This is a genomic window from Lysinibacillus telephonicus, from assembly GCF_039654155.1.
Classification (GTDB): Bacteria; Bacillota; Bacilli; order Bacillales_A; family Planococcaceae; genus Ureibacillus; species Ureibacillus telephonicus.
In genome coordinates this window covers 2,802,559-2,829,013 of sequence record NZ_CP155468.1, presented here as the reverse complement: position 1 = coordinate 2,829,013, position 26,455 = coordinate 2,802,559, and the positions used below count along the sequence as shown (strand labels likewise).

Annotated in this window: 25 protein-coding genes; 22 read left to right on the top strand and 3 right to left on the bottom strand. The window is 36.5% G+C overall.

Annotated features, from left to right (window positions below):
* Positions 1-329 precede the first annotated feature (329 nt).
* Positions 330-581: a 30S ribosomal protein S20 gene (rpsT, locus tag MKY04_RS13670; RefSeq protein ID WP_126292793.1), complete on the bottom strand. Its 252-nt coding sequence runs from the start codon at positions 579-581 to the stop codon at positions 330-332.
* Between the two features lie 163 nt (positions 582-744).
* Between rpsT and gpr the strand changes: the two genes are divergently transcribed.
* The 3 genes from gpr to lepA all read left to right on the top strand — a co-directional run bounded on the left by gpr (position 745) and on the right by lepA (position 4,979).
* Complete coding sequence (gene gpr, locus MKY04_RS13665) at positions 745-1,773, top strand: GPR endopeptidase (RefSeq protein WP_126292792.1); 1,029 nt, start codon at positions 745-747, stop codon at positions 1,771-1,773.
* 48 nt (positions 1,774-1,821) lie between these two features.
* A complete protein-coding gene (spoIIP, locus tag MKY04_RS13660) occupies positions 1,822-2,700 on the top strand; it encodes a stage II sporulation protein P (RefSeq protein ID WP_126292791.1) in 879 nt (292 codons plus the stop codon).
* Between the two features lie 446 nt (positions 2,701-3,146).
* The gene (gene lepA / locus MKY04_RS13655; protein WP_346234589.1) at positions 3,147-4,979 is read left to right on the top strand and encodes a translation elongation factor 4; all 1,833 of its coding nucleotides are present in this window, start codon (positions 3,147-3,149) and stop codon (positions 4,977-4,979) included.
* 210 nt (positions 4,980-5,189) lie between these two features.
* On the opposite strand, the gene MKY04_RS13650 is transcribed toward lepA, so the two are convergent.
* Positions 5,190-5,450: a hypothetical protein gene (locus MKY04_RS13650; RefSeq protein WP_126292789.1), complete on the bottom strand. Its 261-nt coding sequence runs from the start codon at positions 5,448-5,450 to the stop codon at positions 5,190-5,192.
* Positions 5,451-6,266: 816 nt separating this feature from the next.
* Between MKY04_RS13650 and MKY04_RS13645 the strand changes: the two genes are divergently transcribed.
* The 10 genes from MKY04_RS13645 to MKY04_RS13600 all read left to right on the top strand — a co-directional run bounded on the left by MKY04_RS13645 (position 6,267) and on the right by MKY04_RS13600 (position 16,809).
* Positions 6,267-6,593: a hypothetical protein gene (locus MKY04_RS13645; RefSeq protein WP_126292788.1), complete on the top strand. Its 327-nt coding sequence runs from the start codon at positions 6,267-6,269 to the stop codon at positions 6,591-6,593.
* 414 nt (positions 6,594-7,007) lie between these two features.
* Positions 7,008-8,147 (top strand): radical SAM family heme chaperone HemW, encoded by a 1,140-nt coding sequence (gene hemW, locus MKY04_RS13640; RefSeq protein ID WP_346234588.1) that lies wholly within the window; start codon positions 7,008-7,010, stop codon positions 8,145-8,147.
* 94 nt (positions 8,148-8,241) lie between these two features.
* Positions 8,242-9,276, top strand: a complete 1,035-nt coding sequence (gene hrcA, locus MKY04_RS13635; protein WP_126292836.1) for a heat-inducible transcriptional repressor HrcA — start codon at positions 8,242-8,244, stop codon at positions 9,274-9,276.
* Positions 9,277-9,289: 13 nt separating this feature from the next.
* The gene (gene grpE / locus MKY04_RS13630; protein ID WP_126292786.1) at positions 9,290-9,862 is read left to right on the top strand and encodes a nucleotide exchange factor GrpE; all 573 of its coding nucleotides are present in this window, start codon (positions 9,290-9,292) and stop codon (positions 9,860-9,862) included.
* Between the two features lie 86 nt (positions 9,863-9,948).
* Complete coding sequence (dnaK, locus tag MKY04_RS13625; RefSeq protein WP_126292785.1) at positions 9,949-11,784, top strand: molecular chaperone DnaK; 1,836 nt, start codon at positions 9,949-9,951, stop codon at positions 11,782-11,784.
* Between the two features lie 1,001 nt (positions 11,785-12,785).
* Positions 12,786-13,907 (top strand): molecular chaperone DnaJ, encoded by a 1,122-nt coding sequence (gene dnaJ / locus MKY04_RS13620; RefSeq protein ID WP_126292784.1) that lies wholly within the window; start codon positions 12,786-12,788, stop codon positions 13,905-13,907.
* 54 nt (positions 13,908-13,961) lie between these two features.
* Positions 13,962-14,900: a 50S ribosomal protein L11 methyltransferase gene (gene prmA / locus MKY04_RS13615; protein ID WP_126292835.1), complete on the top strand. Its 939-nt coding sequence runs from the start codon at positions 13,962-13,964 to the stop codon at positions 14,898-14,900.
* Between the two features lie 82 nt (positions 14,901-14,982).
* Positions 14,983-15,726 carry a 16S rRNA (uracil(1498)-N(3))-methyltransferase gene (locus MKY04_RS13610; RefSeq protein WP_126292783.1) on the top strand — a complete coding sequence of 248 codons (744 nt, stop codon included), beginning with the start codon at positions 14,983-14,985 and terminating at the stop codon, positions 15,724-15,726.
* 274 nt (positions 15,727-16,000) lie between these two features.
* Complete coding sequence (locus MKY04_RS13605; protein ID WP_126292782.1) at positions 16,001-16,183, top strand: hypothetical protein; 183 nt, start codon at positions 16,001-16,003, stop codon at positions 16,181-16,183.
* 11 nt (positions 16,184-16,194) lie between these two features.
* Complete coding sequence (locus MKY04_RS13600) at positions 16,195-16,809, top strand: GNAT family acetyltransferase (RefSeq protein ID WP_126292781.1); 615 nt, start codon at positions 16,195-16,197, stop codon at positions 16,807-16,809.
* A 20-nt stretch (positions 16,810-16,829) separates the two neighbouring features.
* On the opposite strand, the gene MKY04_RS13595 is transcribed toward MKY04_RS13600, so the two are convergent.
* On the bottom strand, positions 16,830-18,758 hold the full coding sequence (locus tag MKY04_RS13595; RefSeq protein WP_346234587.1) for a recombinase family protein: 1,929 nt from the start codon (positions 18,756-18,758) through the stop codon (positions 16,830-16,832).
* A gap of 327 nt (positions 18,759-19,085) precedes the next feature.
* Between MKY04_RS13595 and MKY04_RS13590 the strand changes: the two genes are divergently transcribed.
* The 9 genes from MKY04_RS13590 to MKY04_RS13550 all read left to right on the top strand — a co-directional run bounded on the left by MKY04_RS13590 (position 19,086) and on the right by MKY04_RS13550 (position 26,454).
* On the top strand, positions 19,086-19,322 hold the full coding sequence (locus tag MKY04_RS13590; RefSeq protein ID WP_346234586.1) for a hypothetical protein: 237 nt from the start codon (positions 19,086-19,088) through the stop codon (positions 19,320-19,322).
* Positions 19,319-19,633 (top strand): hypothetical protein, encoded by a 315-nt coding sequence (locus MKY04_RS13585; RefSeq protein ID WP_126292778.1) that lies wholly within the window; start codon positions 19,319-19,321, stop codon positions 19,631-19,633. Before MKY04_RS13590 ends, MKY04_RS13585 begins: the two co-directional genes overlap by 4 nt.
* Positions 19,633-21,099, top strand: a complete 1,467-nt coding sequence (locus MKY04_RS13580; RefSeq protein WP_126292777.1) for a phage tail sheath family protein — start codon at positions 19,633-19,635, stop codon at positions 21,097-21,099. Before MKY04_RS13585 ends, MKY04_RS13580 begins: the two co-directional genes overlap by 1 nt.
* Before the next feature lie 2 nt (positions 21,100-21,101).
* A complete protein-coding gene (locus tag MKY04_RS13575; protein ID WP_126292776.1) occupies positions 21,102-21,620 on the top strand; it encodes a phage major tail tube protein in 519 nt (172 codons plus the stop codon).
* A gap of 19 nt (positions 21,621-21,639) precedes the next feature.
* The gene (locus MKY04_RS13570) at positions 21,640-21,939 is read left to right on the top strand and encodes a phage tail assembly protein (protein ID WP_126292775.1); all 300 of its coding nucleotides are present in this window, start codon (positions 21,640-21,642) and stop codon (positions 21,937-21,939) included.
* Positions 21,940-22,114: 175 nt separating this feature from the next.
* Entirely contained in the window at positions 22,115-24,775 is a 2,661-nt protein-coding gene (locus MKY04_RS13565; protein ID WP_126292774.1) for a phage tail tape measure protein, read from the top strand.
* Between the two features lie 12 nt (positions 24,776-24,787).
* Entirely contained in the window at positions 24,788-24,997 is a 210-nt protein-coding gene (locus MKY04_RS13560; protein WP_126292773.1) for a tail protein X, read from the top strand.
* A complete protein-coding gene (locus MKY04_RS13555; protein ID WP_346234585.1) occupies positions 24,997-26,019 on the top strand; it encodes a phage late control D family protein in 1,023 nt (340 codons plus the stop codon). The genes MKY04_RS13560 and MKY04_RS13555 overlap by 1 nt, the downstream gene beginning before the upstream one ends.
* Positions 26,020-26,454 (top strand): phage baseplate assembly protein V, encoded by a 435-nt coding sequence (locus MKY04_RS13550; RefSeq protein WP_126292771.1) that lies wholly within the window; start codon positions 26,020-26,022, stop codon positions 26,452-26,454.
* Position 26,455: the final 1 nt, after the last annotated feature.

Genomic DNA, 26,455 nt, shown 5'->3' with positions numbered 1-26,455 from the left:
TAATCAGCATTTTGGCGTTTTTCTTATGTTTGAATTAAAAACATTACCTCTTTTAAACGTTTCAGACGATTAAATAAGATAAGAAGGCGCAGCCTACCACTATAAGCTGCCCAGAAGCAAAAACTGTTGGGGGCCTAACTCGTAGCGCTTGTGAGCGAGAATGTCGATCATCCGACATCGCTTCCGGCCAACATCGTGTTGGCCCCTCAGCCGGCTCATTCAAACTCATACTATTTAAAATTATACTGAGTAGCTTCCCGTAATAAATAATTCTTAGCTAATGAAAAAAGACCAATTACCAATAAAGGTAATTGATCTTTACAGTTTCATTAGTTAGCTTTTTTAGCTAGACGTGATTTTTTACGAGCAGCTGCGTTTTTATGGATAAGACCTTTAGAAGCTGCTTTATCAAGAGCTTTGTTAGCTGCTACAACTAATTCCTGTGCGTTGTCTGCACCAGCAGTTAAAGCTTGTTCAGCTTTTTTAATAGTAGTACGCATTGCAGATTTTGCTTGAGAGTTAGCAACGTTTGCTTTTTCAGCTACTTTTACACGTTTAATTGCAGATTTAATGTTTGGCATATCTTTCACCTCCTAAATAAGGTACGAGATGAGTTATCTTCTCACTATTTCATTTGTTAATACAACAAAAATCATTCTACCAAACGATGAGTATAATTGCAATACATAAATGCAAAGAATATTTACTTGACAGATTGTCAAACATAATAGTGAGGTGATAATTATGATAGAAGTGAATTGGAGTAGAACCGATTTAATCGACGAATCGAAGGAAGTAGTAGAGCATCAGACCAGGCAGCAAAAAGAAGCGCTACATGATACGAGCGGCGTCTCGATTGATGAGTTTAAGGAGAACAGGGTAAAAGTCACAAAGGTTATTGTTGATAAAAGAGGGCAGGAACAAATTGGAAAAAAAGAAGGGACATATATTACACTCTCTGTTCCAACATTAACAATTGATGACCACAACGGTTTTGAGCAACTAGAAAAATCCTTTACTAAGTATCTTGATGATATCCATAAAGATATAAAAATCAATAAAGATAGTAAAGTTCTTGTAATAGGATTGGGAAATAAAACGATTACACCAGATGCGATTGGGCCTTTTGCCATCGATTCAATGCAAAATGAGCAATCTGAAAATCCAAGCGATCATTTTATTATGTATGCTCCAGGTGTTACGGGTCAAACAGGGTTCGAAACGAGCGACTTTGTTCATGCCTTAACTGAAAGAATTAAACCATCGCTCGTCTTAGTCATCGATGCTTTAGCTACAAGGGGAAGCTCTAGACTTTGTAAAACGATACAAATTACTAATACAGGGATACATCCTGGCTCCGGGGTTGGTAACCAGCGAACTGAAGTTTCAAAAGAAGTATTAGGTGTTCCTGTTACAGCAATTGGTGTTCCGACTGTTGTTGATGCAACAGTAATTATTGCGGATGCAATCGATAATGTATTCCGTTCTATTGCTGCGAAGATAGAAGAAAAGGGCAAGCCGTCAGGAAAACTTTCTGTTACTTCATGGACGCCGGAATCAAATTCAAGAGTAGATTTAAATTTAATAAAACCTATCTTTGGTGAATGGTCAACTTGGTCAACTGATGATCGACTCAAATTATTTGAGGAAGTGTTTGCAACACATCCTGAGAGATTGATTGTTACACCAAAAGAAGTAGATGTTTGGATAACAAAATATTCAATTCTCATAAGTAAATGCTTGTTTAAATGGATGAATCATAAAGTTCACTAGTTCTAAAATTTCTCTTCTCTCCATAAGGTAGTGGAAGGAGAGGATGTCATGTTAAAAAAAATACAAGTTCTATCAGTTTTTCTATTTTTCTTTTTCATGTTGCCAATTATTACCGGACTATTGCCTTTTCCAAACAACGAAAAATATGAGCCCCCTAAACCTGAAGAAAAGCAAATGGTCTATGCATCAACAGAAATTACAGAAACAGAGCCGAAAGCGACAGATATTTCACCAACAATGGATCCATTTGATGTATTGTTTGTTTTCACGCATTCTCATGAAACCTATAAGCCTTACGCTGAAAGTGAAAGTGGCACCATCGCGGTCTATGATGATCAGGCTAATTTATTCACAATGTCTAAAGTGATGGAAGACTATTTTCGACTAAATGGTTTAAATGCAAAAACACTTGATGTTGATGTTATGTCAGTTATGCAGAAAAAAGGAGTTACGATGTCAGCAGCATACGATACAGTCAGACCATATATAAGTAAGGAATTAAAAGAAAATAGCTATGACCTTATTTTAGATATACATCGTGATGCAACACGTGCTGATAAAAGTACAATTAAGCATAAGGATGTCAAGTATGCAAAAATTGCGTTTGTCATAGGTGCTGAAAATCCAAATTATAAGTCTAATCTTTCCTACGCCAATGCGTTAAATCAGTCTATAAATAAGATTATTCCAAATATATCGAGAGGAATAATTGAAAAGAAAGGCGCAGGAGTAGATGGGGTTTATAATCAAGATTTATCTAAAAACCTATTGCTAATCGAAATTGGCGGGATTGATAATACAGAGGATGAAGTGTATCGTACGATTGCTGTTTTAGCACAAGCAATATCTAAAACATTCGTTAATGATCAAGTTGCTAACGCCGATAGTCAAGCTCTATCACCAGCTAACAAAACTTCTGATTCTTGAACTTTTGTGTTTTTTCACTCCAACATTGCTAAAGTTAATGTCTGACTGCTATAATTCAAATTAGTTTAGCCTTTTTTACTTGAATAAGAAGTATAAAATATTTAGAAAACTGTTATAGTAAGCTCGGCCTCTCTAGTTGAAGGCTCATTTCGTGGGCAAGGCGAAAAAATTGCTGAGATACACACGAAATGAGATGTCGGCTGGACTAACGGTGTACGTTCACGAGCAGACGCATTTTTTTGGGGCGGGCTTACGCTTTTCTAAGTAGGGTTTTAACAACATGAGTTATAAGTAACAGTAATTGAAATATTCAGCAGTGCTGACTTTATACTGATGAAGGTTAAAGCCTCCAGCGTATGCCTTTGACTGTTATCACCTAAAAGGCATTAATTCTACAATTTTTAGTAGAATACGCGGAGGCGTATTTGATTAGGAGTGGACACGACATGAATCGAGAAGAACGTTTAAAACGACAAGAAAACATACGGAATTTTTCAATCATTGCACATATCGACCATGGGAAATCTACTTTAGCTGACAGAATTTTAGAGAAAACAAAAGCATTAACAGCTCGAGAAATGAAAGCGCAGCTATTGGATTCAATGGATTTAGAACGCGAACGTGGTATTACAATTAAGTTGAATGCCGTACAGTTAAAATATCAGGCTAAGGATGGACAAACATATACTTTCCACCTAATTGATACACCAGGACACGTCGACTTCACATATGAAGTATCAAGAAGTTTAGCTGCATGTGAAGGAGCGGTACTGGTCGTCGATGCGGCACAAGGAATTGAAGCACAAACTTTAGCAAACGTATATTTAGCTCTAGATAATGATCTTGAAATTTTACCTGTAATTAATAAAATTGATTTACCAGCAGCAGATCCTGAACGTGTACGTGGTGAAGTTGAAGATGTAATCGGCCTTGATGCATCTGAAGCAGTACTTGCATCTGCAAAAGCAGGGATTGGCATCGATGAGCTGTTAGAGCAAATTGTCGAAAAGATTCCTGCACCAATGGGAGATCCTGATGCACCATTACAAGCTCTTATTTTTGATTCGCTATATGATGCTTATAAAGGGGTAGTTACTTCTATTCGAATTGTCAACGGTACCGTAAAACCAGGAGACAAAATTCGGATGATGGCAACTGGTGCTGAATTTGAAGTAGTAGAGGTTGGTGTACATACTCCAAAAATTACTCCGGTGGCGGAATTAACTGTAGGGGATGTTGGATATTTAACTGCCTCTATTAAGTCTGTAGGCGATACACGAGTAGGGGATACTATTACTTCGGTAATGAATCCTGCAAGCGAACCATTGCCAGGTTATCGTAAATTAAATCCAATGGTTTACTGTGGTCTTTATCCGATTGATACTGCAAAATACAATGACTTGCGCGAAGCCCTTGAAAAATTGGAATTAAATGATTCGGCTCTGCAATTTGAACCTGAAACGTCTCAAGCACTTGGCTTTGGTTTCCGCTGTGGCTTCTTAGGATTGCTTCATATGGAAATCGTTCAAGAACGTCTTGAACGGGAATTTAATATTGATTTAATTACAACTGCTCCATCCGTTATTTACGATGTAAAATTAACTGATGGCACGTCTTTAAGAGTGGACAACCCTTCAATGATGCCGGATCCACAAAAAATTGATCATATAGAAGAGCCTTATGTAAAGGCAACAATTATGGTGCCAAATGATTATGTTGGTGCGGTAATGGAATTGTGTCAAATGAAGCGTGGAACTTTTATTGGAATGGACTATATTGATACAACGCGTGTAAGCATTCAATATGAAATTCCACTTTCAGAAATCGTATATGATTTCTTTGATTATTTAAAATCAAATACAAAAGGCTATGCTTCTTTTGATTATGAATTAATTGGCTATAAACCATCAAAATTAGTAAAAATGGATATCCTGCTAAATAGTGAACAAGTCGATGCTTTAAGTTTCATCGTACACCGTGACTTTGCATATGAAAGAGGTAAAGTTATTGTTGAGAAGCTAAAAGAACTCATTCCACGTCAACAATTTGAAGTACCTGTTCAAGCAGCTATTGGGCAAAAAATTATTGCACGCTCAACAATAAAAGCGATGCGTAAAAACGTGCTTGCAAAATGTTACGGAGGAGATATTTCACGTAAACGTAAACTTCTTGATAAACAAAAAGAAGGTAAAAAACGTATGAAGCAAGTAGGTTCCGTTGAAGTTCCTCAGGAAGCATTCATGGCTGTGTTGAAGATGGATGACAATAATAAAAAGTAATATACCAAGGTTTTATCGAGTTTTCACTCATTTAAATATTTCTAAGGCAGCGGATATATCCCGCTGCTTTATTAATTAAGGAATTAATAATATCGGCAGTTTTCTATTACCATCCTATTAGATAAATGGACATAGCAATCTTCAGTTACAGTTGATTTGCTATGTCCAAATTTTTTATGTACGGTTTTATTTTTATACCATTTTATACATTTAAATTCCCATGCTTTCAAGTCGCTTCTTTATTTGTTTTATTTCTCTAGAGAGATGATCAATCTGCGATTGAAGATTGCTATTATTATTGTTATTAATGTTTTGGTTACTTTGCTGTGCTTCCTGTATTGCAAGGGCGGCAGCAACTGTTGCAAGGCCATCACCAAGAGTAGTTATTAATGCTGCGATTAGTGCAAGTTGTGCAGCTTGACTTTCAGAATTAGTATTTTGAGTTTCTTGGTTAAAATTTTGATTTTTCATTGAACATCCCCCATAACCCAAATATATAGTCATCATATTCAATCAAACTTTTTTTTAGTGGGTGATTCACCAGGGAATAGCGAAACAGTTGGATAATCAAATCAAGTACATTAAATAATGGTAAAATATTATCATATTTGGTTTAGTGGGAGTGCAGTAGTTAAGACATTTATGCTTGAAGTTCATATCAAGGGGTGACTATTGATGCTGGCATTATTGACCTGCAAAGAAATAAACAATAAGACCGCCTTATCCAGCGGGAGGAGCGGTCTTTTGGTAAATAGTCAAACGTCAAATTATTAATTTGAATCTTCTCCAGTTCGAAGGAGTACATAAATCATAAGAACAAAAAGACTTAGAAGTATTAAAGTTATAATTACAATAAATATTACTGTCCCATCCATCCTAAACACCTCGTTGGAATTAATCCGAAATTTTTAGCCACTAAAAGCTGCTATATTTATTCTTTGCAATAATAAGTCCTAATTAAACTATTTAATTATATGACAAAATCAGTTGCCAAATAATAAAGGGCTATCATTAAGAGTTAGTAGAAGTTGAAAAATAATACTATAAAATGGTGGCTCATTACTTTTGAATTAGGTGGAATGGGAAAACATTGAGATAGGTTGTTTTTTATTGCAACACATTTATAAAATAAGGAAAAAGTGTAGTAAAAATCGTTTAAATATTGCCCTTCTAAAGGAGAAAGTATTGTAGTAAAATATATCTAACAAAATCAACTATTTTACTAAGGAATGTTTAATCTTGGTTTTTTAATACTTCATAAAATTACAGCCAAGGAGATACGAAACGATGAGAAAAAACATTGAAGTCAATATTCCAGAATGGTTTAAACAAGACGAGTTATTTGTACTTAATACAGTTGTTGATGAGGAAAATGAAGCAATTGGTGTTTTATTTGCAAGTGATAATTTTGAACAAACACGGCCATATAATCCAGTAGTAAGAGTTTATTCTATTCGTTTAAACAATGGACAATATGAACTTGAACGTGAAATTAGTGCATTTTCATTTAAATCAAAAGCTGAGGCCATTGCATTTTCGAAAAATGTAGTCTCTTATTCAGCAACAGAATTATTATTAGATATACATAAAAATCAAGTAAAAGCAGTGATTTAACTTATTGCGCAAAGTATTTTAAAGCAAACTATCCGGCTCTATTAAATATTTTAATATAAAGGGGTGCCCAGAAAGATTGATTTTCTGGACATCCCTTTTATTCTATGGTTAAGTGAATGTTTAGACAAAGTCCTATTGAGATTTCTCACACTTAACAATATTATCATCGTCTTAGAAAGGCCTTTAGCTTTGTGCGGTAAAATTGAATTTTTAAACTGAAAGGGTACAATAGAGGGAAAATGATATAATATTCGTTTAGCAGTTCGTCAAATCCGTGCGACAACGGATAACTTATTAGTACCATGCTGATCTAAAATAAAGTTGAAACGAAAGAAAAGTGACAGATGCGATAGAACTTCTGTACGAAAGTGAAGCGACAAGCATAAATGATTAAAAAGAAAGAAGGGATTACACATGGCGCGAGGTGTCTACATACATATTCCTTTCTGTCATCAAATTTGTAATTACTGTGATTTTAATAAAGTATTTTTTAAAAATCAGCCAGTTGACGAGTATATTGAAGCAATTGGAAAAGAAATTGCTTTGGCAGTTCAACAAATGCCAGAACAATTTAACGAAATAGAAACAATCTACCTTGGAGGTGGAACTCCAACAGCACTATCTGCAAATCAAATCACAAGGCTTTTGCAGCTTATAAATACATTTTTACCGACAAAACAGCTGATTGAATTTAGCTCAGAGGCAAATCCGGATGAATTATCAGAAGATAAATTACAAGCTTTAATAAATGGCGGTGTGAATCGCTTAAGTATGGGAGTTCAATCTTTTGATCAAAGTTTATTAAAAAAGTTGGGTAGAACACACTCCAATGAGCACGTTTATGAAACGATTAATAAAGCAAAACAGGTTGGTTTTCATAATATAAGTATTGATTTGATGTATGGTTTACCAGGTCAAACATTTGCTCAATGGGAAGATACTTTAGAAAAAGCGTTGCAATTAAATTTACCGCACTATTCGGCGTACTCATTAATCGTCGAACCAAAGACCATTTTTTATATACAATACGCAAAAGGGAGGTTAAACCTACCGACAGAGGATTCTGAAGCAGATATGTATGACTTATTGATGAAAAAAATGGATGAAAAGGGAATTCGTCAATATGAAATTAGTAATTTTGCGTTAGATGGACATATTTCAACACATAATAAAATCTATTGGGATAATGATGAATATGCGGGCTTTGGAGCAGGAGCACATGGCTACTTGAACGGGATTCGCTATTCAAATCATGGTCCAATAAAAAGATATTTAGAGGCGATTACAGAAGGAAAAAGACCTGTCATACATTCCCACCAGGTTTCTCAAGAAGAAAAAATTGAGGAGCAAATGTTTTTAGGGTTGCGAAAAAACGAAGGGGTATCTTTTAAAGAATTTGAAAATAAATATCTAATCCCTATGAAAAGCATTTATGGAGATATCATTCGCCAACTTGTAAATGATGGATTATTAGTTGAAGATGAAGCAGGAGTGAGACTAACTCGAAAAGGGCGCTTTGTAGGAAATGAAGTCTTTCAACATTTTTTAATGTAGAATGTGCGATTCCGTTGACATAATATGAGAGATTTGATAATTTAATTATAGCATTAGCACTCTGAACAAGAGAGTGCTAACAGAGGTGATGACAATGTTAACAAATCGACAATTGCAAATTTTGCAAGTTATCGTTGATGATTTTGTTTTTTCAGCTCAACCAGTTGGATCACGCCAAATTTCAAAAAAGGAATGGATCACATATAGCCCTGCAACGATAAGAAATGAGATGGCTGATTTAGAGGAATTAGGTTTTTTAGAAAAAACACATACTTCTTCTGGTCGTGTCCCATCAGAAAAAGGTTATCGTTTTTACGTTGACCATTTATTGCAGCCAAAAACGATGTCTATTCAAGAGATTGGATTAATTCAATCTTTATTTCAAAATCAAATTGTTGAAATGGAGCAAGTGATTCGTGAATCTGCTAACATTTTATCAGATTTAACATCTTATACTACGATATTACTCGGACCAAATGTAGGTAAGCATCGTGTAAAAAGATTTCAAATTGTTCCATTAACTGAACAAACTGCGGTTGCAATTATCGTAACGGATAACGGTCATGTAGAAAACCGTACGATTACGCTACCGAAAGGGTTTGCTCCGTCAGATATTGAAAAAACGGTTAATATATTAAATGAGCGTTTAGTAGGAGCTCCTTTAATAGAGCTGCAAAAAAGATTGGAATTAGAAACTTTTGAAGTGTTAAGACAGCATATTAATACGGCGGATTCCATAATCCAGTCATTAAAAAATGTTGTAACCGTTCAAAATGAAGGGAAAATTTACTTCGGCGGAAAAACAAATATGTTAAACCAACCCGAGTTTCACGATTTAAATAAAGTTCGCGCACTGATGGAACTAATGGATAAGGAAAGCCAAGTAATTTCATTATTCCACCCTGGTGATACTGGAATCCATATTCGAATAGGGTCTGAAAATAATCATTTAGCAATGGAGGATTTAAGCGTCATTACAGCTACTTATTCAGTAGGCAAAGAGCAGGAGGGTTCCATTGCAATCATTGGACCAACTCGGATGGATTATCAACGGGTAGTTTCGTTGCTGGATATTATTCGTAGCGGACTTTCTCGTGTGCTTTCTAATAAACTTAATGATGGGTTATAAGGAGGAGACATTCGTGTCTGAGACGACAGAAAACAAAGAACAATTAGAAGAAGTAACTGAACCAACTAATGAAGAGGTTGCTGAAAAGGTAAATGAGCAATCAGAGCAACAAGTTTTATCTGTAGAAGAGGAATTACAGGCGAAAATTAAAGAACTTGAAGCAAAACTGGAAGAAGAAGAAAATCGCTTTTTACGTCTGCGGGCAGATTTTGATAACCTGCGACGCCGTTCTCAGCTAGATCGCGAAGCGGCGGAAAAATATCGTGCACAAAAACTGCTTACAGAATTACTTCCTGTTCTTGATAATCTTGAACGTGCACTGCAGGTTGAGGTTACTTCTGAAGATGCCGTTTCATTATATAAAGGAATTGAAATGGTATATCGTACATTTATTGAAGCTACAAAACAAGAAGGTTTAGAAGCAATCGCTGCAGAAGGTGAAACTTTCGATCCTACTGTTCATCAAGCCGTAATGCAAGAATCAGATTCTGATAAAGAATCAGGAATTGTATTGCGCGAGCTTCAAAAAGGTTATAAATTGAAAGACCGCGTGCTACGACCTTCAATGGTTTCAGTAAACGAATAATAAAGCCTTTGGCTGATTTCGTAAATGTGTAATTGATAGTAAACAACACTAAATGGTGTTTAAATAATTAGGAGGCAAAATTTAATATGAGCAAAATTATTGGTATTGACTTAGGTACAACAAACTCTTGTGTTGCGGTATTAGAAGGTGGGGAACCAAAAGTAATCCCAAATCCTGAAGGTAACCGCACTACTCCATCTGCTGTTTCATTTAAAAACGGTGAACGCCAAGTAGGTGAAGTAGCAAAACGCCAATCTATTACTAACCCAAATACTATTTTGTCAATTAAATCAAAAATGGGTACTTCTGAAAAAGTGAAAATTGAAGATAAAGAATATACTCCACAAGAAGTATCAGCAATGATTTTACAATATTTAAAAGGTTATGCTGAAGATTATTTAGGTGAAAAAGTAACAAAAGCAGTTATTACTGTTCCAGCTTACTTTAACGATGCACAACGCCAAGCAACAAAAGATGCTGGTAAAATTGCAGGATTAGAGGTAGAACGTATTATTAACGAGCCTACTGCAGCTGCCCTTGCTTATGGTTTAGATAAACAAGATCAAGACCAAAAAATTCTAGTATTTGACCTTGGTGGTGGTACATTTGACGTATCTATCCTAGAATTAGGGGATGGCGTATTCGAAGTACTTGCTACTGCAGGTGACAACAAACTTGGTGGAGATGACTTCGACCAAAAAGTTATAGATTATTTAGTACAAGAGTTCAAAAAAGAAAATGGCATTGATTTATCTAAAGATAAAATGGCAATGCAACGTTTAAAAGATGCAGCTGAAAAAGCGAAAAAAGATTTATCAGGTGTAACTTCTACTCAAATTTCATTACCATTCATTACAGCAGGAGCTGAAGGTCCACTTCACTTAGAAGTAAACTTAACTCGTGCTAAGTTTGATGAAATTACACGTGATTTAGTAGAGCGTACAATTATCCCAACTCGTCAAGCGTTATCAGATGCTGGTCTTTCAGCTTCAGATCTTGATAAAGTAATTTTAGTTGGTGGATCTACTCGTATCCCAGCAGTACAAGAAGCTGTGAAAAAGGAAACTGGCCAAGAACCACATAAAGGTGTTAACCCTGACGAAGTTGTTGCAATGGGTGCAGCAGTTCAAGGTGGCGTATTAACAGGTGATGTTAAAGATATCGTATTACTTGACGTAACTCCACTTTCACTTGGTATTGAAACAATGGGTGGCGTGTTCACAAAATTAATTGAACGCAACACAACAATTCCTACTTCAAAATCACAAGTGTTCTCAACTGCAGCTGACAATCAGCCAGCAGTAGACATCCACGTACTGCAAGGTGAACGTCCAATGGCTGCTGACAATAAAACTTTAGGACGCTTCCAATTAACAGATATTCCACCAGCTCCACGTGGTGTACCTCAAATCGAAGTAACGTTCGATATTGATAAAAACGGTATCGTATCTGTTAAAGCGAAAGACCTTGGTACTCAGAAAGAACAAACTATCGTAATTCAATCAGATTCAGGATTAAGTGATGAAGAGATTGAACGTATGGTTAAAGATGCAGAAGCTAATGCAGAAGCAGATGCGAAGCGTAAAGAAGAAGCTGAATTACGCAATGAAGCTGACCAATTAGTATTCCAAGTTGACAAAACAATTGCAGATCTTGGAGAGCAAATTACTGAAGAAGAGAAAAAATCAGTTGAAGATGCTAAAGAAGAATTGAAAAAAGCATTAGAAGCTGGAGAAATCGAAGCAATCAAAACATCTAAAGAAAAATTAGAAGGTGTCTTACAACCACTTATTATGAAAGTGTATGAACAAGCAGCAGCTGCTGCACAAGCTGCACAAGGCGGTCAAGACGCTGGTTCTGAGAAAAAAGAAGACGGCGTAGTAGATGCTGACTTTGAAGAAGTAAAAGACGACAATAAATAATAAGAAAAGCGAAGGCGGCTCGCTAAACTCCGACAGGCACTGGAGACTTCCGCCAAGCGTGCTTGCACGCGCAGAAGAAAGTTGAAGTGACCGAGGAGTTAGCCGCCGCAGCTAGACAATAAGAAAAGCGAAGGCGGCTCGCTAAACTCCGACAGGCACTGGAGACTTCTGCCAAGCGTGCTTGCACGCGCAGAAGGAAGTTGAAGTGACCGAGGAGTTAGCCGCCGTAGCTAGACAATAAGAAAAGCGAAGGCGGCTCGCTAAACTCCGACAGGCACTGGAGACTTCCGCCAAGCGTGCTTGCACGCGCAGAAGGAAGTTGAAGTGACCGAGGAGTTAGCCGCCGTAGCTAGACAATAAGAAAAGCGAAGGCGGCTCGCTAAACTCCGACAGGCACTGGAGACTTCCGCCAAGCGTGCTTGCACGCGCAGAAGGAAGTTGAAGTGACCGAGGAGTTAGCCGCCGTAGCTAGACAATAAGAAAAGCGGAGAACGCTCGTTAAGCTCCGACAACAACTGGAGGGGTTGGCAAAAGGGCTCGTTTTGCCCTTGTAGCCAGCACCGAAGTTGTCGAGGGGCTAGCGTTCATAGCTAGACATTAGAAAAGCGAACGAAGGCGGCTCGTTAAGCTACGCGTCGACGAAAGCCACACTTCCTTGTGGCACTCGTCGACAATTCATCTGTATCGAAAGCGAAGCGTCAGATGCATGACTCACATCGTGTGAGCCCCAACAACTGGTCGGCTATTTTGTGATTACTCGTCGCAAAAGGATTTTGTGGCAATGTCGACACAAGCAAATCCAAGTGTGTCGAAGGTACGGACGTTGTTAGCTTAAAAATTAGAGGAGCGGGTAACCGCCGACACTAGAAATGTATTTGCACTGTATAACTAAGAAAAAGAAAAAGTCAAAGACCGTTTCTCGGCTTTGACTTTTTCAATGTACAGACCTAATTGTATATGTGGTACAATATACGTTATGTAAAAAGAGCGGAGTGTGAGCGATGAGTAAACGCGATTATTATGAAGTGCTTGGAGTCAGCAAAAGTGCCAGCAAAGATGAAATAAAGAAAGCCTATCGTAAGCTTTCAAAACAATATCATCCAGATCTTAATAAAGAAGCTGGTGCTGACGAAAAGTTTAAAGAAATTGCAGAAGCATATGAAGTATTAAGTGATGATAGTAAACGTGCTCAATACGATCAATTTGGACACGAAGGACCAAATCAAGGCTTCGGCGGTGGCGGATTTGGCGGAGCTGGATTTGGAGGATTTGAAGATATTTTCAGCTCATTCTTTGGCGGCGGTGGACGTCGTTCAGACCCGAATGCACCAAGAAAAGGGGATGATCTTCAATACCGAATGAATATTTCCTTTGAGGATGCAGTATTTGGGAAGCAAACTGAGATTGAAATTCCTAAGGACGAAACTTGCGATACGTGTAGCGGCTCTGGTGCAAAACCGGGCACAAGTCCTAAAACATGTTCAACATGTAACGGCTCTGGGCAAATTAATCAAACCGTTGATACGCCGTTTGGTCGTATGGTAAATCGACGTACATGTAGCACATGTCGTGGTACAGGTAAAATTATTGTTGAAAAATGTTCAACATGTCATGGAGCTGGTACAGTTCAAAAACGCAAGAAAATTAAAGTTACCATTCCTGCAGGTGTAGATGATGGCCAACAACTACGAGTTTCTGGTCAAGGTGAACCAGGCATAAATGGCGGCCCTGCTGGAGACTTGTATATCGTCTTCAACGTGAAAAATCATGAGTATTTTGAACGAGACGGCGATGATATATATTACGAATTAAAATTAACATTCCCTCAAGCTGCACTGGGCGATGAAATTGAAGTTCCGACGATTCACGGTAAAGTCAAATTAAAAATACCAGCAGGAACGCAATCAGGTGCTCAGTTCCGTATTAAAGATAAAGGTGTTAAAAACGTTCATGGATATGGAACAGGACACCAGTATGTAATTGTGAAAGTAGTAACACCTACTAAACTAACAGAAAAACAAAAACAATTATTACGTGACTTTGCAGAAATTAGCGGTGATATACCAGAAGAACATGGTAGCTCACTATTTGATAAAATAAAAAAAACATTAAAGGGTGAATAAATGGATACGATTGTTATCCATTTTGACAAAATGAATAAGAGGAGCTGATTGCAAGTGAAATGGACGGAGTTGTCATTTTTAACAACTAACGAAGCGGTTGAAGCGATTTCAAATATTTTTCATGAAGCAGGCGCAAGCGGTGTTGTCATTGAAGATTCAACAGAAATAAACAAAGAAAGAGAAGATCAATTTGGTGAGATTTATGAACTAAATCCAAATGATTTTCCATCAAAAGGTGTAGTGGTAAAAGCATATTTGCCAGCCTCTAGTTTTTTAGCTGAAACTGTTGAAGAAATAAAGCTTGCAATCGCAAATCTTATCAATTTTGATATTAACCTTGGGGAAAATATTTTTACAACTTCTGAAGTAAATGAAGAAGATTGGGCTACTGCATGGAAGCAATATTATCACCCTGTAAAAATTTCTGAACGCTTTACAATCGTTCCGACTTGGGAAGAATATACACCTGTAAGTACGGACGAATTAATTATCGAATTAGATCCAGGTATGGCATTTGGTACGGGTACACATCCAACAACTGTTATGTGTTTGCAAGCTTTAGAAAAGGTTGTCAAAACAGGTGACGTCGTTGTAGACGTTGGAACAGGCTCTGGCGTATTATCCATCGCAGCAGCTTTGCTTGATGCGAAAAAAGTGCATGCACTAGATTTAGATGAAGTAGCTGTAAAGGCGGCACGTGAAAATATTGAATTAAATCAAGTCCAAGATATAGTGGAAGTTTTCCATGGAAATCTATTAGATACTGTTAAAGAGCAAGCTGATGTTGTCGTGGCAAATATATTAGCTGAAATCATTATGACATTTACAGATGATGCCTTCTCTATTGTTAAACCAAATGGATTATTCATAACATCAGGTATCATCACAGCGAAGAAAGACGACGTCAAAGCAGCGCTTGAAAACTCAGGCTTTACTATTGAGGAAGTATTAATGATGGAAGATTGGGTTGCGATTATTGCTCGCCGACCATAAATGCGAGGAGTTGTCCTATAGGAGGTCAACTCCTTCTCATTTTATTTATATAATTTAATTTAAATCTCCTTGGAGGTATAAAATGCAGCGTTATTTTGTACAGGATACTTTTAATGAAAATAATGAAGTTACGATTACGGGTGACAATGCCCGCCATATTTTAAAAGTAATGCGAATGCAAATAGGCGATCAAATTATTATTGTACAAAATGGAATTGCCCATATATGTGAAATTGCCGAAGCAGGTCAAGAAGTGGTAGCAAAAAGCACTGGGGAAACGATTCCATCACCGGAAATGCCAATTAAAGTTGATATTGCGTGTGGCCTTCCAAAAGGTGATAAATTAGATTTGATTACCCAAAAAGGAACAGAGCTTGGAATGCATGCTCTAATCCCATTTGCGGCTGAACGTTCCATCGTCAAGTGGGATGATAAAAAAGGTGTAAAGAAGACAGAGCGGCTTCAAAAAATCGCTCAAGAAGCGGCTGAGCAATCCCATCGTACACATATTCCCGAAATTATGAATCCCATTTCGTTTAAAGAATTAATATCCATCTTTTCAAAATATGATGCAGTTTTTATTGCAGATGAAGAGGATGCTAAAAAAGAAGAACGCACAAGATTTGCGGATAAACTAAAAAAAGTGTATGATAATGAATCGAAGTCTATTTTATTAATTTTTGGTCCAGAGGGTGGTATATCTCGTAAGGAAGCACAAAGCTTTATAGAAGCCGGTGCAATAACAATGTCTTTAGGACCTAGAATATTACGTGCAGAAACAGCTCCACTTTATGCGTTGTCTGCAATTTCATATGAATTTGAATGAAAGAGGTGTACTAGCCTTGTCAACGGTGGCTTTTCATACATTAGGCTGTGCGTGAGTAAATTATATTATGATTGCGTACAAATTCAATGAGGACAAGGTTTGAAGGCTTGGGCAATTTCTTTAAATAATGAATTGGATTACAGATATTTAGCCATATGTATTGCAAAATTACCACTTTTATTGTTTAATTAAACGTAAGTTAAAGTTATATTTACCAAAATAACCCGAATTTTATTTTTAATATTACGTATACTATTTATGAGGTGAAGCGGGTATGGCAACTAAAAGTTTTCTTACTGAATTTAAATTTTCAGCTAAGTCAGGCAAGAAAATAGTTGATGCAATTGAAAATTCTAAAACACGTGAACATGTTTTGCAGCAAAAAGTAGAGATAGTACGAGACACTGGATCTATTAACAATTTAATGGACTCTTTTTTAGGTGCTCGTAAAAACTAGGTGATGTTTAAGTGGCATTAGAAATTGTTCAATTGTATGATATGCTCCGATCCGGTAGAAGAGAGGAAGAAATTAAACAAATTCTCCTCTCTTTTTGTTCACTTCGGAACGGCGATCAAATACACGACGTTGAAGACTTTTTACATAATAAAGCAATAGAATTTGAAAAAAATGATATTGCTAGAACGTATTTAGTATTTTCCTCATATAAAGGTTATCCAGTATTAGTTGGATACTATTCACTATCCAACAAACCATTGATTATTTCAAAAAGAAACTTCTCTAAATTCAGTACAAGCCTTAAGAAGAGATTATTAGGGTTTGGTCATAAAACTGAAAGAGAAAATTATGAAATAAAAGGATATTTACTAGGTCAACTGGGGAAAAACTATTCTGAAGATGCTATAGCAACGAGAGCAGTTTCAGGAAGAGACTTGTTGGCATTAGCCACTGAATCAATGCTCCAAATACATAAGCTTGCTGGTGGACGGATATTTTACTTAGAATGTGAAGATATAGAAAAACTAAAGCAGTTTTATCATGGAGAAGGATTCCGGGAAATAGAAGATTATAAATCTGAAAATGGATACTGTATTTTTATAAGAAGAATCCATGATAAAAAGTAGATTCCTAATATTAAAGGAATCTACTTTTTATTTATAATAAAATACCTTATAGCAACAGAATTTCCACGTTTCTCAACTAAATTTTTCTCCATCAATTCATTAAGAAGTGCGAGCGTGCTGCTGCGTTTCATATTGGTAAGATTTTCGATTTCAGTACGACTGGCAGAACCATGCTCTCTTAAATAATTAAGTACTACTTCCTCGTATGACTGATATAAAAATTTCTCTCGTCCGTGTGCTTTGCGTTCCTGAAGTGGCTTATAAGCAAATTTATGAGTAATCCCATTCTTGAATGTAATAGCGGCCACTTTTTTATCTTTAATAATGATTCTATCGATAACTGATTGAACGAAATCTGCCAACACTTCAATTCCAACTACATCTAACATTTCGCGATAATCAACATCTCTACTTTGTTGTAGTTCTTGTGTGATTAAGAAATATTTCGCGTTATCAACAAATTTATTATGGGTTTCGTTCACTGAATTCTGATATATTACGTTTATTTCTGCATCTAATTTTTCTACACGATCAATTAATTCGCGTTTCTTAAAAATATAATCCTTTTGACTAATCCCCTCATCGCTAAATAAATACAAATCTTCTAGGCGGCTAAGAGCCTTTTCGAATTTGGCCTTTTCTTTTTTTAATTCTTCGAGTTCAAAATTGATATTTATGGATTCACTAGTTGAGTTTTGAGAGTACACTTGTTTGCTTGAACTGTTTATGAGTATAGTAAGTGTTTCTTTTAATGCATCTTTGTCAATTCCTAGTACATCCACAAAAGCTCCGCCTCGTAGCAACGCTCTTTCCATATCTTTTACGGTGTGTTTAGGTGTCGCTTTATCCTGAAACCTAATGAGATTAGATATATAATTCAATATAAAAGGAGTAATTGTAATATCACTCACGAAGTTGTTACAGTTGTGTATGTTTTCTACTTGTTTATTTGTTGAACAAGTATACCTTGAGGGGCGATAACCATCTTTTCGAGCAACGTCTAAACCAGAAGTGAGTAACATACCACATTTACCACAATAGAGCATTTTCGAAAAGATATGAGTATGAATATTTGCTCGCTGTGCATCTCCAATACCTTTGTAATTATCATCTAGCATTTTATTTACACGATAGTATTGTTCTTTAGAAACAATGGGTGTATGATTATCCTTTTTAACTACCCACTCTTCTTTATCTTTTAAGCGTCTGCTACCTTCACTCTCTCTTTTGTTATATTCGTATGTTCCGATGTAAAAAGAGTTCCGTAGAACATCCCTAACAGCCTTGGCCGTCCAATTACTACCTTGTTTAGTCGTGATTTGTTTGTTATTTAGTACAAAAGCCACTTTTGATGTAGAAGCAAGTTTTTCGTACAAATTAAAAATATAACGAACAACAGAAGCTTCTTTTTCACAAACAACTGGGAATGGCTTCTCGTTATCACCTTCGCTTACACTCGGTAATTCGTATCCGATAGGTACAGAACCACCGTTCCACAAACCTTGTTCAGCACGGGAAAGCATGATAGAAAATACACGTTCAGCAGTTATTTTACGTTCCAATTCTGCGAAAACAAGAATAATTTTAAGCATTGCTTCTCCCATCGCTGTAGAAGTGTCAAATTGCTCGTTTTTCGAAACAAAAGTAACTTTATATTTTTTTAATTCATCGTACATCTCTGAAAAGTCTTTTAAATTCCTCGAGATCCTATCAATCTTCCAAACTAGCAAATGAGAGAATTCGCCTTGCCGAATACGATTCATCATTTGCTGGTATTTAGGTCTATCCGTATTTTTTGCGGAATACCCAGCATCCTCAAATATTTCACACTGATCAATACCCAGAGCGTACTTAGCATAATTTTGCAACTCCTGACGTTGGAAAGGCAAAGAATCTTTGTCGATTTGGTGCATCGTACTTACACGGACATATAATGCTGCTTTCTTCATTGTTTCTACCACCTTAATAAGAAAAGAGCGAGACTTGTTTGTCTGCTCCTTTTGCGAATTTTAGTAATTATTTTAGAGTGTTTTAGATTTGTTTCTTAACCTGCGTTCCCTTTTCGCTCTTCGGAAGCTAATGATGTTACCCCTTTTGCTCTGCTTCTAGTTCTAGCCGGTAGCTTTCAAGTTCTTCGTTAATATACTCTTCTTTCGTATGATTTTCATAAAAATAAAAGCACTGATGTATCTCTATATCCATATCTTTGCATACGATTTGCGGATGTAGAAGGTTTAACAGAAAGTGAACCAGGTCAAAGTAGGATACTTTTCATAGTGGGGGTATTTGATCGTTCTGAAGATAATCAAGGGTACACAGATGCACTAACTGTTATCCAAAAAGTTTATGAGAGTCTAATTAGAAATCCCATAATAAAAGATCAATTTCAATTAGTGTACCCAATTCGTGCAACCTATCAAGAAGAGGACTCAGCTCCTTACTATTTTGCAGGTCTTGAAACCAATTGGGAGGTACCTATACCATTACGAGAGGATGTTGAACATCTAATATGAATAAAAATGAAACAATACTAAAAAATGCAAAGGCAACTACTGAGCAAGTGTCTAAGGTTTTATCTAAACCTAAGACACTTATTTATTGTGGACCCACAATAAATAACGGGGAAATTTCACAATATGCTGTTTTTCAAGGGAATTTACCTGAACATGTAAAAAAACATCTTGAAGCAGAAGCAGCAGTTAAAGAACTTCTAATTCCTGTACAAGATTTTGCTGCAGTAAAAAACAGAATTTATCAAAAGGGCACTCGAGAACAACTATTGTTCGAAAAAGCTCTTAATTATGCAAATGGAGGTAATAAATAATGGTCTATCAACACGGTATTGGGGTTATTGAAAAGCCAACTTCCATTCCACAACCGGAAGAGTCACTTTCTGCAGTCCAAGTGGTTTTCGGGACAGCGCCAATCAATTTAGTAGAAAATCCAACTGATGTATGTAATAAACCGTTACTAATTCGAAGTTTTGATGAAGCAAAAGAAAAACTCGGATATTCGGACAATTGGAAGGATTTCACTCTTTGTGAGGTTATGGACGCGAGCTTTAAGAAATTCAAAGTAGGACCTGTTGTATTTATTAACGTGTTAGATCCTTCAATTCATAAAAAGAGCTCTGAACCTACTTCAATTAAAATTACCAACAAAGAAGGATTAATCGATAAAGAAGGTGTTCTTTTATCCACGCTAGTTGTTAAAAGCGCGGACGGAGCGACTACTTATATGAAGGGCCAAGATTATTTAGTCTCTTTTAATCAAAATGGAAAACCTTTAATTTCTGTGCTGTCATCTGGACAAATGGCGAATGTAACAGAAATTCAGGTAACGTTCGATGAGTTAAATCCGAGTGCAGTAACTAATGCCAACATTATTGGAGGTTATGATGCTGCTACGAATAAATATAAAGGATTTGAGCTTATCCAGACGATTTATCCAACATTAGGTGTTGTTCCAAATACTTTGTTGGCTCCTGGATTTTCACAGCAAGCCGAAGTAGGAAACGTATTGGTTGCAAAATCTACTAAGATTAATGGAAGTTTTAATGCCACTAATATTTTAGATGTGCTTGGAACAACAAAAGAAATTGCAGGAGAAAACAAAAAAGCCAACGGATTCAACGATAAAACATCAATCGTTTGTTGGCCAAAAGCAAAAATAGGAGAAAAAACATATCGATTTAGCACGATTGTTGCAGCAGCTATTGCAAAAAGAGACTCAGAAAACGAAAACGTTCCGTATAAATCACCTTCTAACTTAAAAATCGCTATTAGCGATATGGTGAATGATAATGGCGATTCAGTATTTTTAGACCAAATTCAAGGAAACGTCTTGAATGGTATGGGTATTGTTACTGCTATTAATATGGGCGGTTGGAGAACTTGGGGTAATAATACAGCTGCTTATTCGTTTGACCCTAACGACTCGAGTGTGATGGATCCTAAAGATCGCTTTATAGCTGTACGACGTATGTTCGATTGGTGGGGAAATTCTTTCATCCAGGAATACTTCGATAAAGTCGATGATTCTACTAATTATCGTTTAATTGAGAGTGTAGTAGACAGCGAGAATATTCGAGCAAATGGATTTAAGGCGAAAGGGCAAATTGCCGGAGCTAAAATTGAATTTAACCAAGAAGAAAACTCAATTTCAAATATCCTAAATGGGAAAATTAAATTTGTTCAAAAAATGGCGTTTTATACACCTGCAGAATTAATAGAAAACGAATTAGAATTTGATCCTAATATGCTTAGTGAAGCAATTTTCGGAGGTGAGTAATAATGAGTAATCCAATTCCAGAGAAAGTCCATAGTTATAACGTATATGATGATACAGAAAAATTAGTTGGAGTATCTGCAGAAGTTACATTACCGACATTAGAGTTAATGTCTGAAGCTGTTTCGGGTGCAGGTATGCTAGGTGAGTATGAAAGTCCAACCCCTGGACACTTCGGTAGTATCACGATGGAAATTCCGTTTAGAACATTAACGGATAAATCATTTAGTCTTCTAAAAAATAAAGGAAGATCTATAGTACTAAGAGCTGCACAACAAAGTTACGATGTATCCGGCGGAGGTATACGACAAAGAGGTTTAAAAATTACCATTAGAGGTATTCCAAAGGCCTTGGAATTAGGAAAGTTAGCGGCAGGTACTCAAACAGAAACTAAAAATACCATTGAGGTTCTTTATCTAAAAGTAGAAGAGAATGGAAAAGTACTTTTAGAACTGGACAAGCTCAACTCTATTTATATTGTAGACGGCGAAGATCTACTTGCTGATGTTAGAAATCTAATTTAAGAAGGAGAATGATTGAATTATGAACGCAGTAAATGAAAATATGAAAGTTGTATTTAAAAAACCTGTTTCTTTTGAAGGAAAAGAGTATACAGAAGTTGATTTAAGTGGCCTTGAAAATCTAACTACGAGTGACTTAATTGAAGCTGATAAACAATTTAGTACGTCTGGACAGTTTTCTGTAATGAATGAAGTAACAATCGGATATGCCGTAATTGTTGCTGCAAAAGCTTCAAGTAAGCCAATAGAGTTCTTTGAGCATCTTCCGGCAAGTGAGGGCTTAAAAGTGAAAAATATGGTGATGGGTTTTTTGAACGCCTAGGAATTATAAAAAGAGAAGGGCACAAATATATAAAGCAAATTGATGGACGAATGTTAAGGAAACTTTGCATTCGTCTTTCTATTTCTCTAAAAACGAGCTTGGATTACTTTGTCAAAATGAATTTCTTTGAACTCGGAGAAACCATTGAAGATGCAGAGGCGGTGTTGAAGAAAAAATGAGTAATACAACTACTTATCAAATTGCTTTTCAACTCGGCGCTTCAATGAATTCATCCATGAGAAAAGCTTTTGCTAATACTACCCGTAACTTTCAAAATACCCGAAATGAAGTTAATGATTTAAACGGTGGTTCGGTAAAACTTAACAAAACCATGGGAGTGTTAAGTGCGACAGCGATTGCTGCTGGCGCAGCTTTTGTAACCTTATCAGCTGGCATAGGAGCTGCGATTTCGGCAGCAAGTGAATACGAAGATGCCATGAGGCAAGTAGAAGCTTCAACTGATGTTTCAGCGTCTAAGATGGCCGAAATGAGAGAAATATCAAAGAATCTTTATAATCAAAATCTTGGTGAGAATTGGGAAGATATTGCTCAAGCGATTTCTACTGCAGAAAGTGTAACAAAGTTAGCTGGTAAAGAATTAGAAACTGCAACAGCAAATGCGATTATCTATCGGGATGTCTTTGGAGAAGAAATCAATCAATCTATCAAAGCTTCAGACACCATGATGCGTAACTTTGGAATTACTAGCCAACAAGCTTATAACTTACTTGCTCAAGGTGCGAAGAATGGTCTAAATAAATCAGATGAATTGATTGATTCAGCAAATGAATATGCACCATATTTTGCGAAACTAGGCTTTAATGCAAATCAAATGTTCGACATTTTTTCAACAGGTTTAGCAAATGGTGCATTTAACCTCGATAAAGTTGGAGATGCAGTAAAAGAATTCGGTATACGGTCCAAGGATGGATCCAAAACGAGTATGGAAGCCTTTGAAATGTTAGGAATGAGTGGAGAAAAAATGACTCAAACCTTTGCTGCAGGAGGCCCAGCGGCACAGAAAGCATTTAATCAGGTAGTTGAAGCAATAAAAAAAGTGAAAGATCCGGCAAAACAAAATGCTATCGCAGTCGGTTTATTTGGTACTCAAGCAGAAGATTTGGAAATGAACGTAATTACTTCCATGGCCAACGTCAGAAGTCAGTTTGATATGACGAAAATGACAATGGAACAAATTAAGAATATCAAATACGATTCGTTAAGTTTGGCATTTCAAGGGATAAAAAGGCAGGTAGAAACGGGTGTATTAATACCTATTGGTCAAAAATTATTACCAGTGCTTACCAACGTTTCAAAAGGATTCGCAACCCATATGCCTAAAATCGAAAAGTTTGTGAAAGGTTCTTTAGACAAAGCTGGGAAAGCATTTTCAAAATTTTCAAGTTTTGCGGGTTCGATAAGCAATATATTACCTGACGCAAGCAAAATACAGGGAACTCTCTCTAAAATTAAAGACGCATTTTTGAATACTGTAAGCAAATTAGCGCCGATAATTAAATCTATTGCGGGCATTATAGGTCCTATTTTATTAGATGCAGTTAACTTTTTTACTAGTATATGGGGGCAAATACGAGAGTTTTTTGAAAAAGATGGTGCCCAAATTGTCAAGGCTGTCCAAAATGTTTTTGGATTTATAGCAAAAGTTGTTCAAGTTTTAGCTCCTATAGCTCTTTTTATCCTGAAATCTTTATGGGCAAATGTAAAAGGGGTAATCCAAGGAGCTCTAAACGTTATCCTTGGTCTGGTTAAGATTTTCGCTTCCTTATTTACAGGTGATTGGTCTGGATTGTGGGAAGGAGTGAAGCAACTTTTAGGTGGAGCCATTCAATTACTTTGGAATCTATGGAATTTACTTATTGTTGGTAAATTAATAGGTTCCATTAAAGCGTTGGCCAAAACTTTCTGGGGTTTCTTAAAAGGTTTAGGACAAAAAATAGCAACCAATGTTCAATATTACTATCATCAATTTGTTTCAGGATTTTATAGAATTGCAGGAAATATCGTTCAAACCATATTTAAAGCCATTGGAAAAATGATAGGCATAGTAAAAAATGGAGTCACTTTATTTATTCAGGTGTTCAATATAGCGCGTACTTTTGGAGTAAATATTTTTATGTCTATTGTTAGTGCCGTTAGAAATGTCTTTGCTGCGGCTTTTGGAGCAATTCGAAATGTTTTTGGTAGTTTAGTTTCTACAGTAGGTGGATTTTTCGGCAAGATATGGAGCTCCTTGCAATTATTATGGTCCAATATTGTTTCGATTTTTGGACAACTAAAATCAGTGATGTCAAGTCCATTCTCTTCCCTAAAATCTATCGTAAGTACGATTGTGAGCTTTATTTCTGGATTAATCCGGGGAATGTTTAACGGTGTGGTTTCGGTAGGCCGTGGAGCCATAAATGGTTTAATTTCGGCTGCTAATACTGTAATAGGTGGGTTGAATGATTTAAGTGTAGACATTCCAGATTGGGTACCAAAAGTCGGAGGTAAGTCATTTGGATTGAGCATTCCGAAAATCCCAATGTTGGCGAAAGGCGGTATTACAACAGGTCCAACTTTAGCAATGATTGGGGAGGGGGCAGAACAGGAAGCTGTACTACCACTATCCAAATTAGATGCCCTTCTAAATGGAGGCAATAAAACAGGAGATTCATACAGTGATAGCGATGAACGATATGAATTTCATTTTCATTATCATGGTAATGGGAAAATTGATGAATCGGAAGTTAAACAAGCTGCAAGGATTGGCTTTAATGAGTTTAAAAAATTTATGAAGCAATACGAGGCAGAAAAGAAACGTTTAAAATTTAGCTAGGAGGTAATTGTATTGGGTACTTATACAACGGTTTCCGGTGACACATGGGATTCAATTGCCCATTTTCAAATGGGAGACGCACTTCAGACAGCTAAGTTAATGCAGCAAAACATCGATTATGTACATTACACAATTTTCCCTGCAGGTATTACGTTAATCATTCCGGAAATAGAGGCCTCGATTTCTGAAAATCTACCTCCTTGGAAGCGAGCTGTTGATTAATGGATGCTAGAAAATCGTATATAGAGATAAATTACTCCGGCATTGACATAAGCAAAGAGGTGTCGTCGGATCTTATTAGTTTCTCTTATACCGATAATGCATCGGGTGAAGCTGATAATATTAGTATTTCGCTCAAAGATGAGAAGAAAAAATGGAGTGGACCCTGGTTTCCTACTAAAGGGGATGTTATCAACACTGTTATTCACACAACTAACTGGAGAAAAAACGGCGACAAGCAGCATTTACCTTGTGGTCGTTTTTTTGTAGATGAACCAGAGTTCTCTGGTCGACCAAGAGTTATAACTATAAATGCGATATCTTCACCACTAAACAGTAACTTTTCAAATACAGAGCGAAGTAAGTCGTGGCGGAATATTACTTTAAAAGCCATTGCTACAGATATTGCGAAACGGGCAGGTTTGACAGTTCAATTTATTGGTATCAATAACCCTCGTTATCCAAGTGTTCAGCAAACAGAAAAAACAGATTCTGCCTTTTTATCTGAGTTGTGCGAAAAAGAAGGTTTGGCCATGAAGGTAACTGATCGCAAAATCGTTATCTTTGATGAAGAAGAGTTCGAAAAAAGAAAGGCTGTTGCTACTTATGATGAATCCAGCTCGACAGTGTTGGATTATTCATTCAAAACCACTCTTTCCAACACAGCCTACGCAGGTGTAAATGTAAAATACTATGATTCGAAGCTCGGTAGAAATATCGAGTTTCTTTTTAGTATTCGTGACATTGATAAGGAAAAGGACAAGGTATATCAATTAAATGCCAAGGTAAGAACCGGAGATGAAGCTAGAAGGTTAGCACAGAAAACTCTCAGAAAATTAAATAAAACAGAGTATACAGGCTCACTTTCTGTAACATTAAATATTGAATTGCTCGGTGCTTCTTGTATCAATTTAAAAGGATTTGGAGTCTTTGACGGAAAGTATTACATTACCAAGGCAACACATAACGTTGGTGGTGGATCAACAACAGATTTAGAAATCAGAAGAGTATTGGAGGGTTATTAATTGAGTAATGAAGCCCTAGCGTTAGTTAGAAATCTAATTAGAGTAGGAAAAATCAATTCAGTAAATGCAGTAGCAGGTACTGTAGATATTCTCTTTGAAGATAAGGACAATCAAATCATTAGTGACTTACCTCTAATGGCGTCTGATTATGATATACCTGAAATTGGTCAACAAGCATTATGTCTCTTTTTAGGCAATGATATTGAACAAGGTTTTTGTCTAAAGACCTTTTATTCGGATGTTCATCATCCCCCTGTAGCAAATGAAAAAATATATAGAAAACAGTTTAGCGATGGAACATTTATTGAATATAAGAAGGATTCTAGTGAACTGATTATCCAATCGAGTAAACCACTCACAGTAAAAGGGGATTTTAATGTAGAAGGAAATATTGTTGCCACTGGGACCGTCAGAGCAACCAATATTGGAAGTTAGG

Coding starts and splice junctions, on each gene's coding strand:
- rpsT (WP_126292793.1), bottom strand. CDS start 581: ATGCCAAACATTAAATCTGCAATTAAACGTGTAAAAGTAGCTGAAAAA.
- gpr (WP_126292792.1), top strand. CDS start 745: ATGATAGAAGTGAATTGGAGTAGAACCGATTTAATCGACGAATCGAAG.
- spoIIP (WP_126292791.1), top strand. CDS start 1,822: ATGTTAAAAAAAATACAAGTTCTATCAGTTTTTCTATTTTTCTTTTTC.
- lepA (WP_346234589.1), top strand. CDS start 3,147: ATGAATCGAGAAGAACGTTTAAAACGACAAGAAAACATACGGAATTTT.
- MKY04_RS13650 (WP_126292789.1), bottom strand. CDS start 5,450: ATGAAAAATCAAAATTTTAACCAAGAAACTCAAAATACTAATTCTGAA.
- MKY04_RS13645 (WP_126292788.1), top strand. CDS start 6,267: ATGAGAAAAAACATTGAAGTCAATATTCCAGAATGGTTTAAACAAGAC.
- hemW (WP_346234588.1), top strand. CDS start 7,008: ATGGCGCGAGGTGTCTACATACATATTCCTTTCTGTCATCAAATTTGT.
- hrcA (WP_126292836.1), top strand. CDS start 8,242: ATGTTAACAAATCGACAATTGCAAATTTTGCAAGTTATCGTTGATGAT.
- dnaK (WP_126292785.1), top strand. CDS start 9,949: ATGAGCAAAATTATTGGTATTGACTTAGGTACAACAAACTCTTGTGTT.
- dnaJ (WP_126292784.1), top strand. CDS start 12,786: ATGAGTAAACGCGATTATTATGAAGTGCTTGGAGTCAGCAAAAGTGCC.
- MKY04_RS13610 (WP_126292783.1), top strand. CDS start 14,983: ATGCAGCGTTATTTTGTACAGGATACTTTTAATGAAAATAATGAAGTT.
- MKY04_RS13605 (WP_126292782.1), top strand. CDS start 16,001: ATGGCAACTAAAAGTTTTCTTACTGAATTTAAATTTTCAGCTAAGTCA.
- MKY04_RS13595 (WP_346234587.1), bottom strand. CDS start 18,758: ATGAAGAAAGCAGCATTATATGTCCGTGTAAGTACGATGCACCAAATC.
- MKY04_RS13585 (WP_126292778.1), top strand. CDS start 19,319: ATGAATAAAAATGAAACAATACTAAAAAATGCAAAGGCAACTACTGAG.
- MKY04_RS13580 (WP_126292777.1), top strand. CDS start 19,633: ATGGTCTATCAACACGGTATTGGGGTTATTGAAAAGCCAACTTCCATT.
- MKY04_RS13575 (WP_126292776.1), top strand. CDS start 21,102: ATGAGTAATCCAATTCCAGAGAAAGTCCATAGTTATAACGTATATGAT.
- MKY04_RS13570 (WP_126292775.1), top strand. CDS start 21,640: ATGAACGCAGTAAATGAAAATATGAAAGTTGTATTTAAAAAACCTGTT.
- MKY04_RS13565 (WP_126292774.1), top strand. CDS start 22,115: ATGAGTAATACAACTACTTATCAAATTGCTTTTCAACTCGGCGCTTCA.
- MKY04_RS13555 (WP_346234585.1), top strand. CDS start 24,997: ATGGATGCTAGAAAATCGTATATAGAGATAAATTACTCCGGCATTGAC.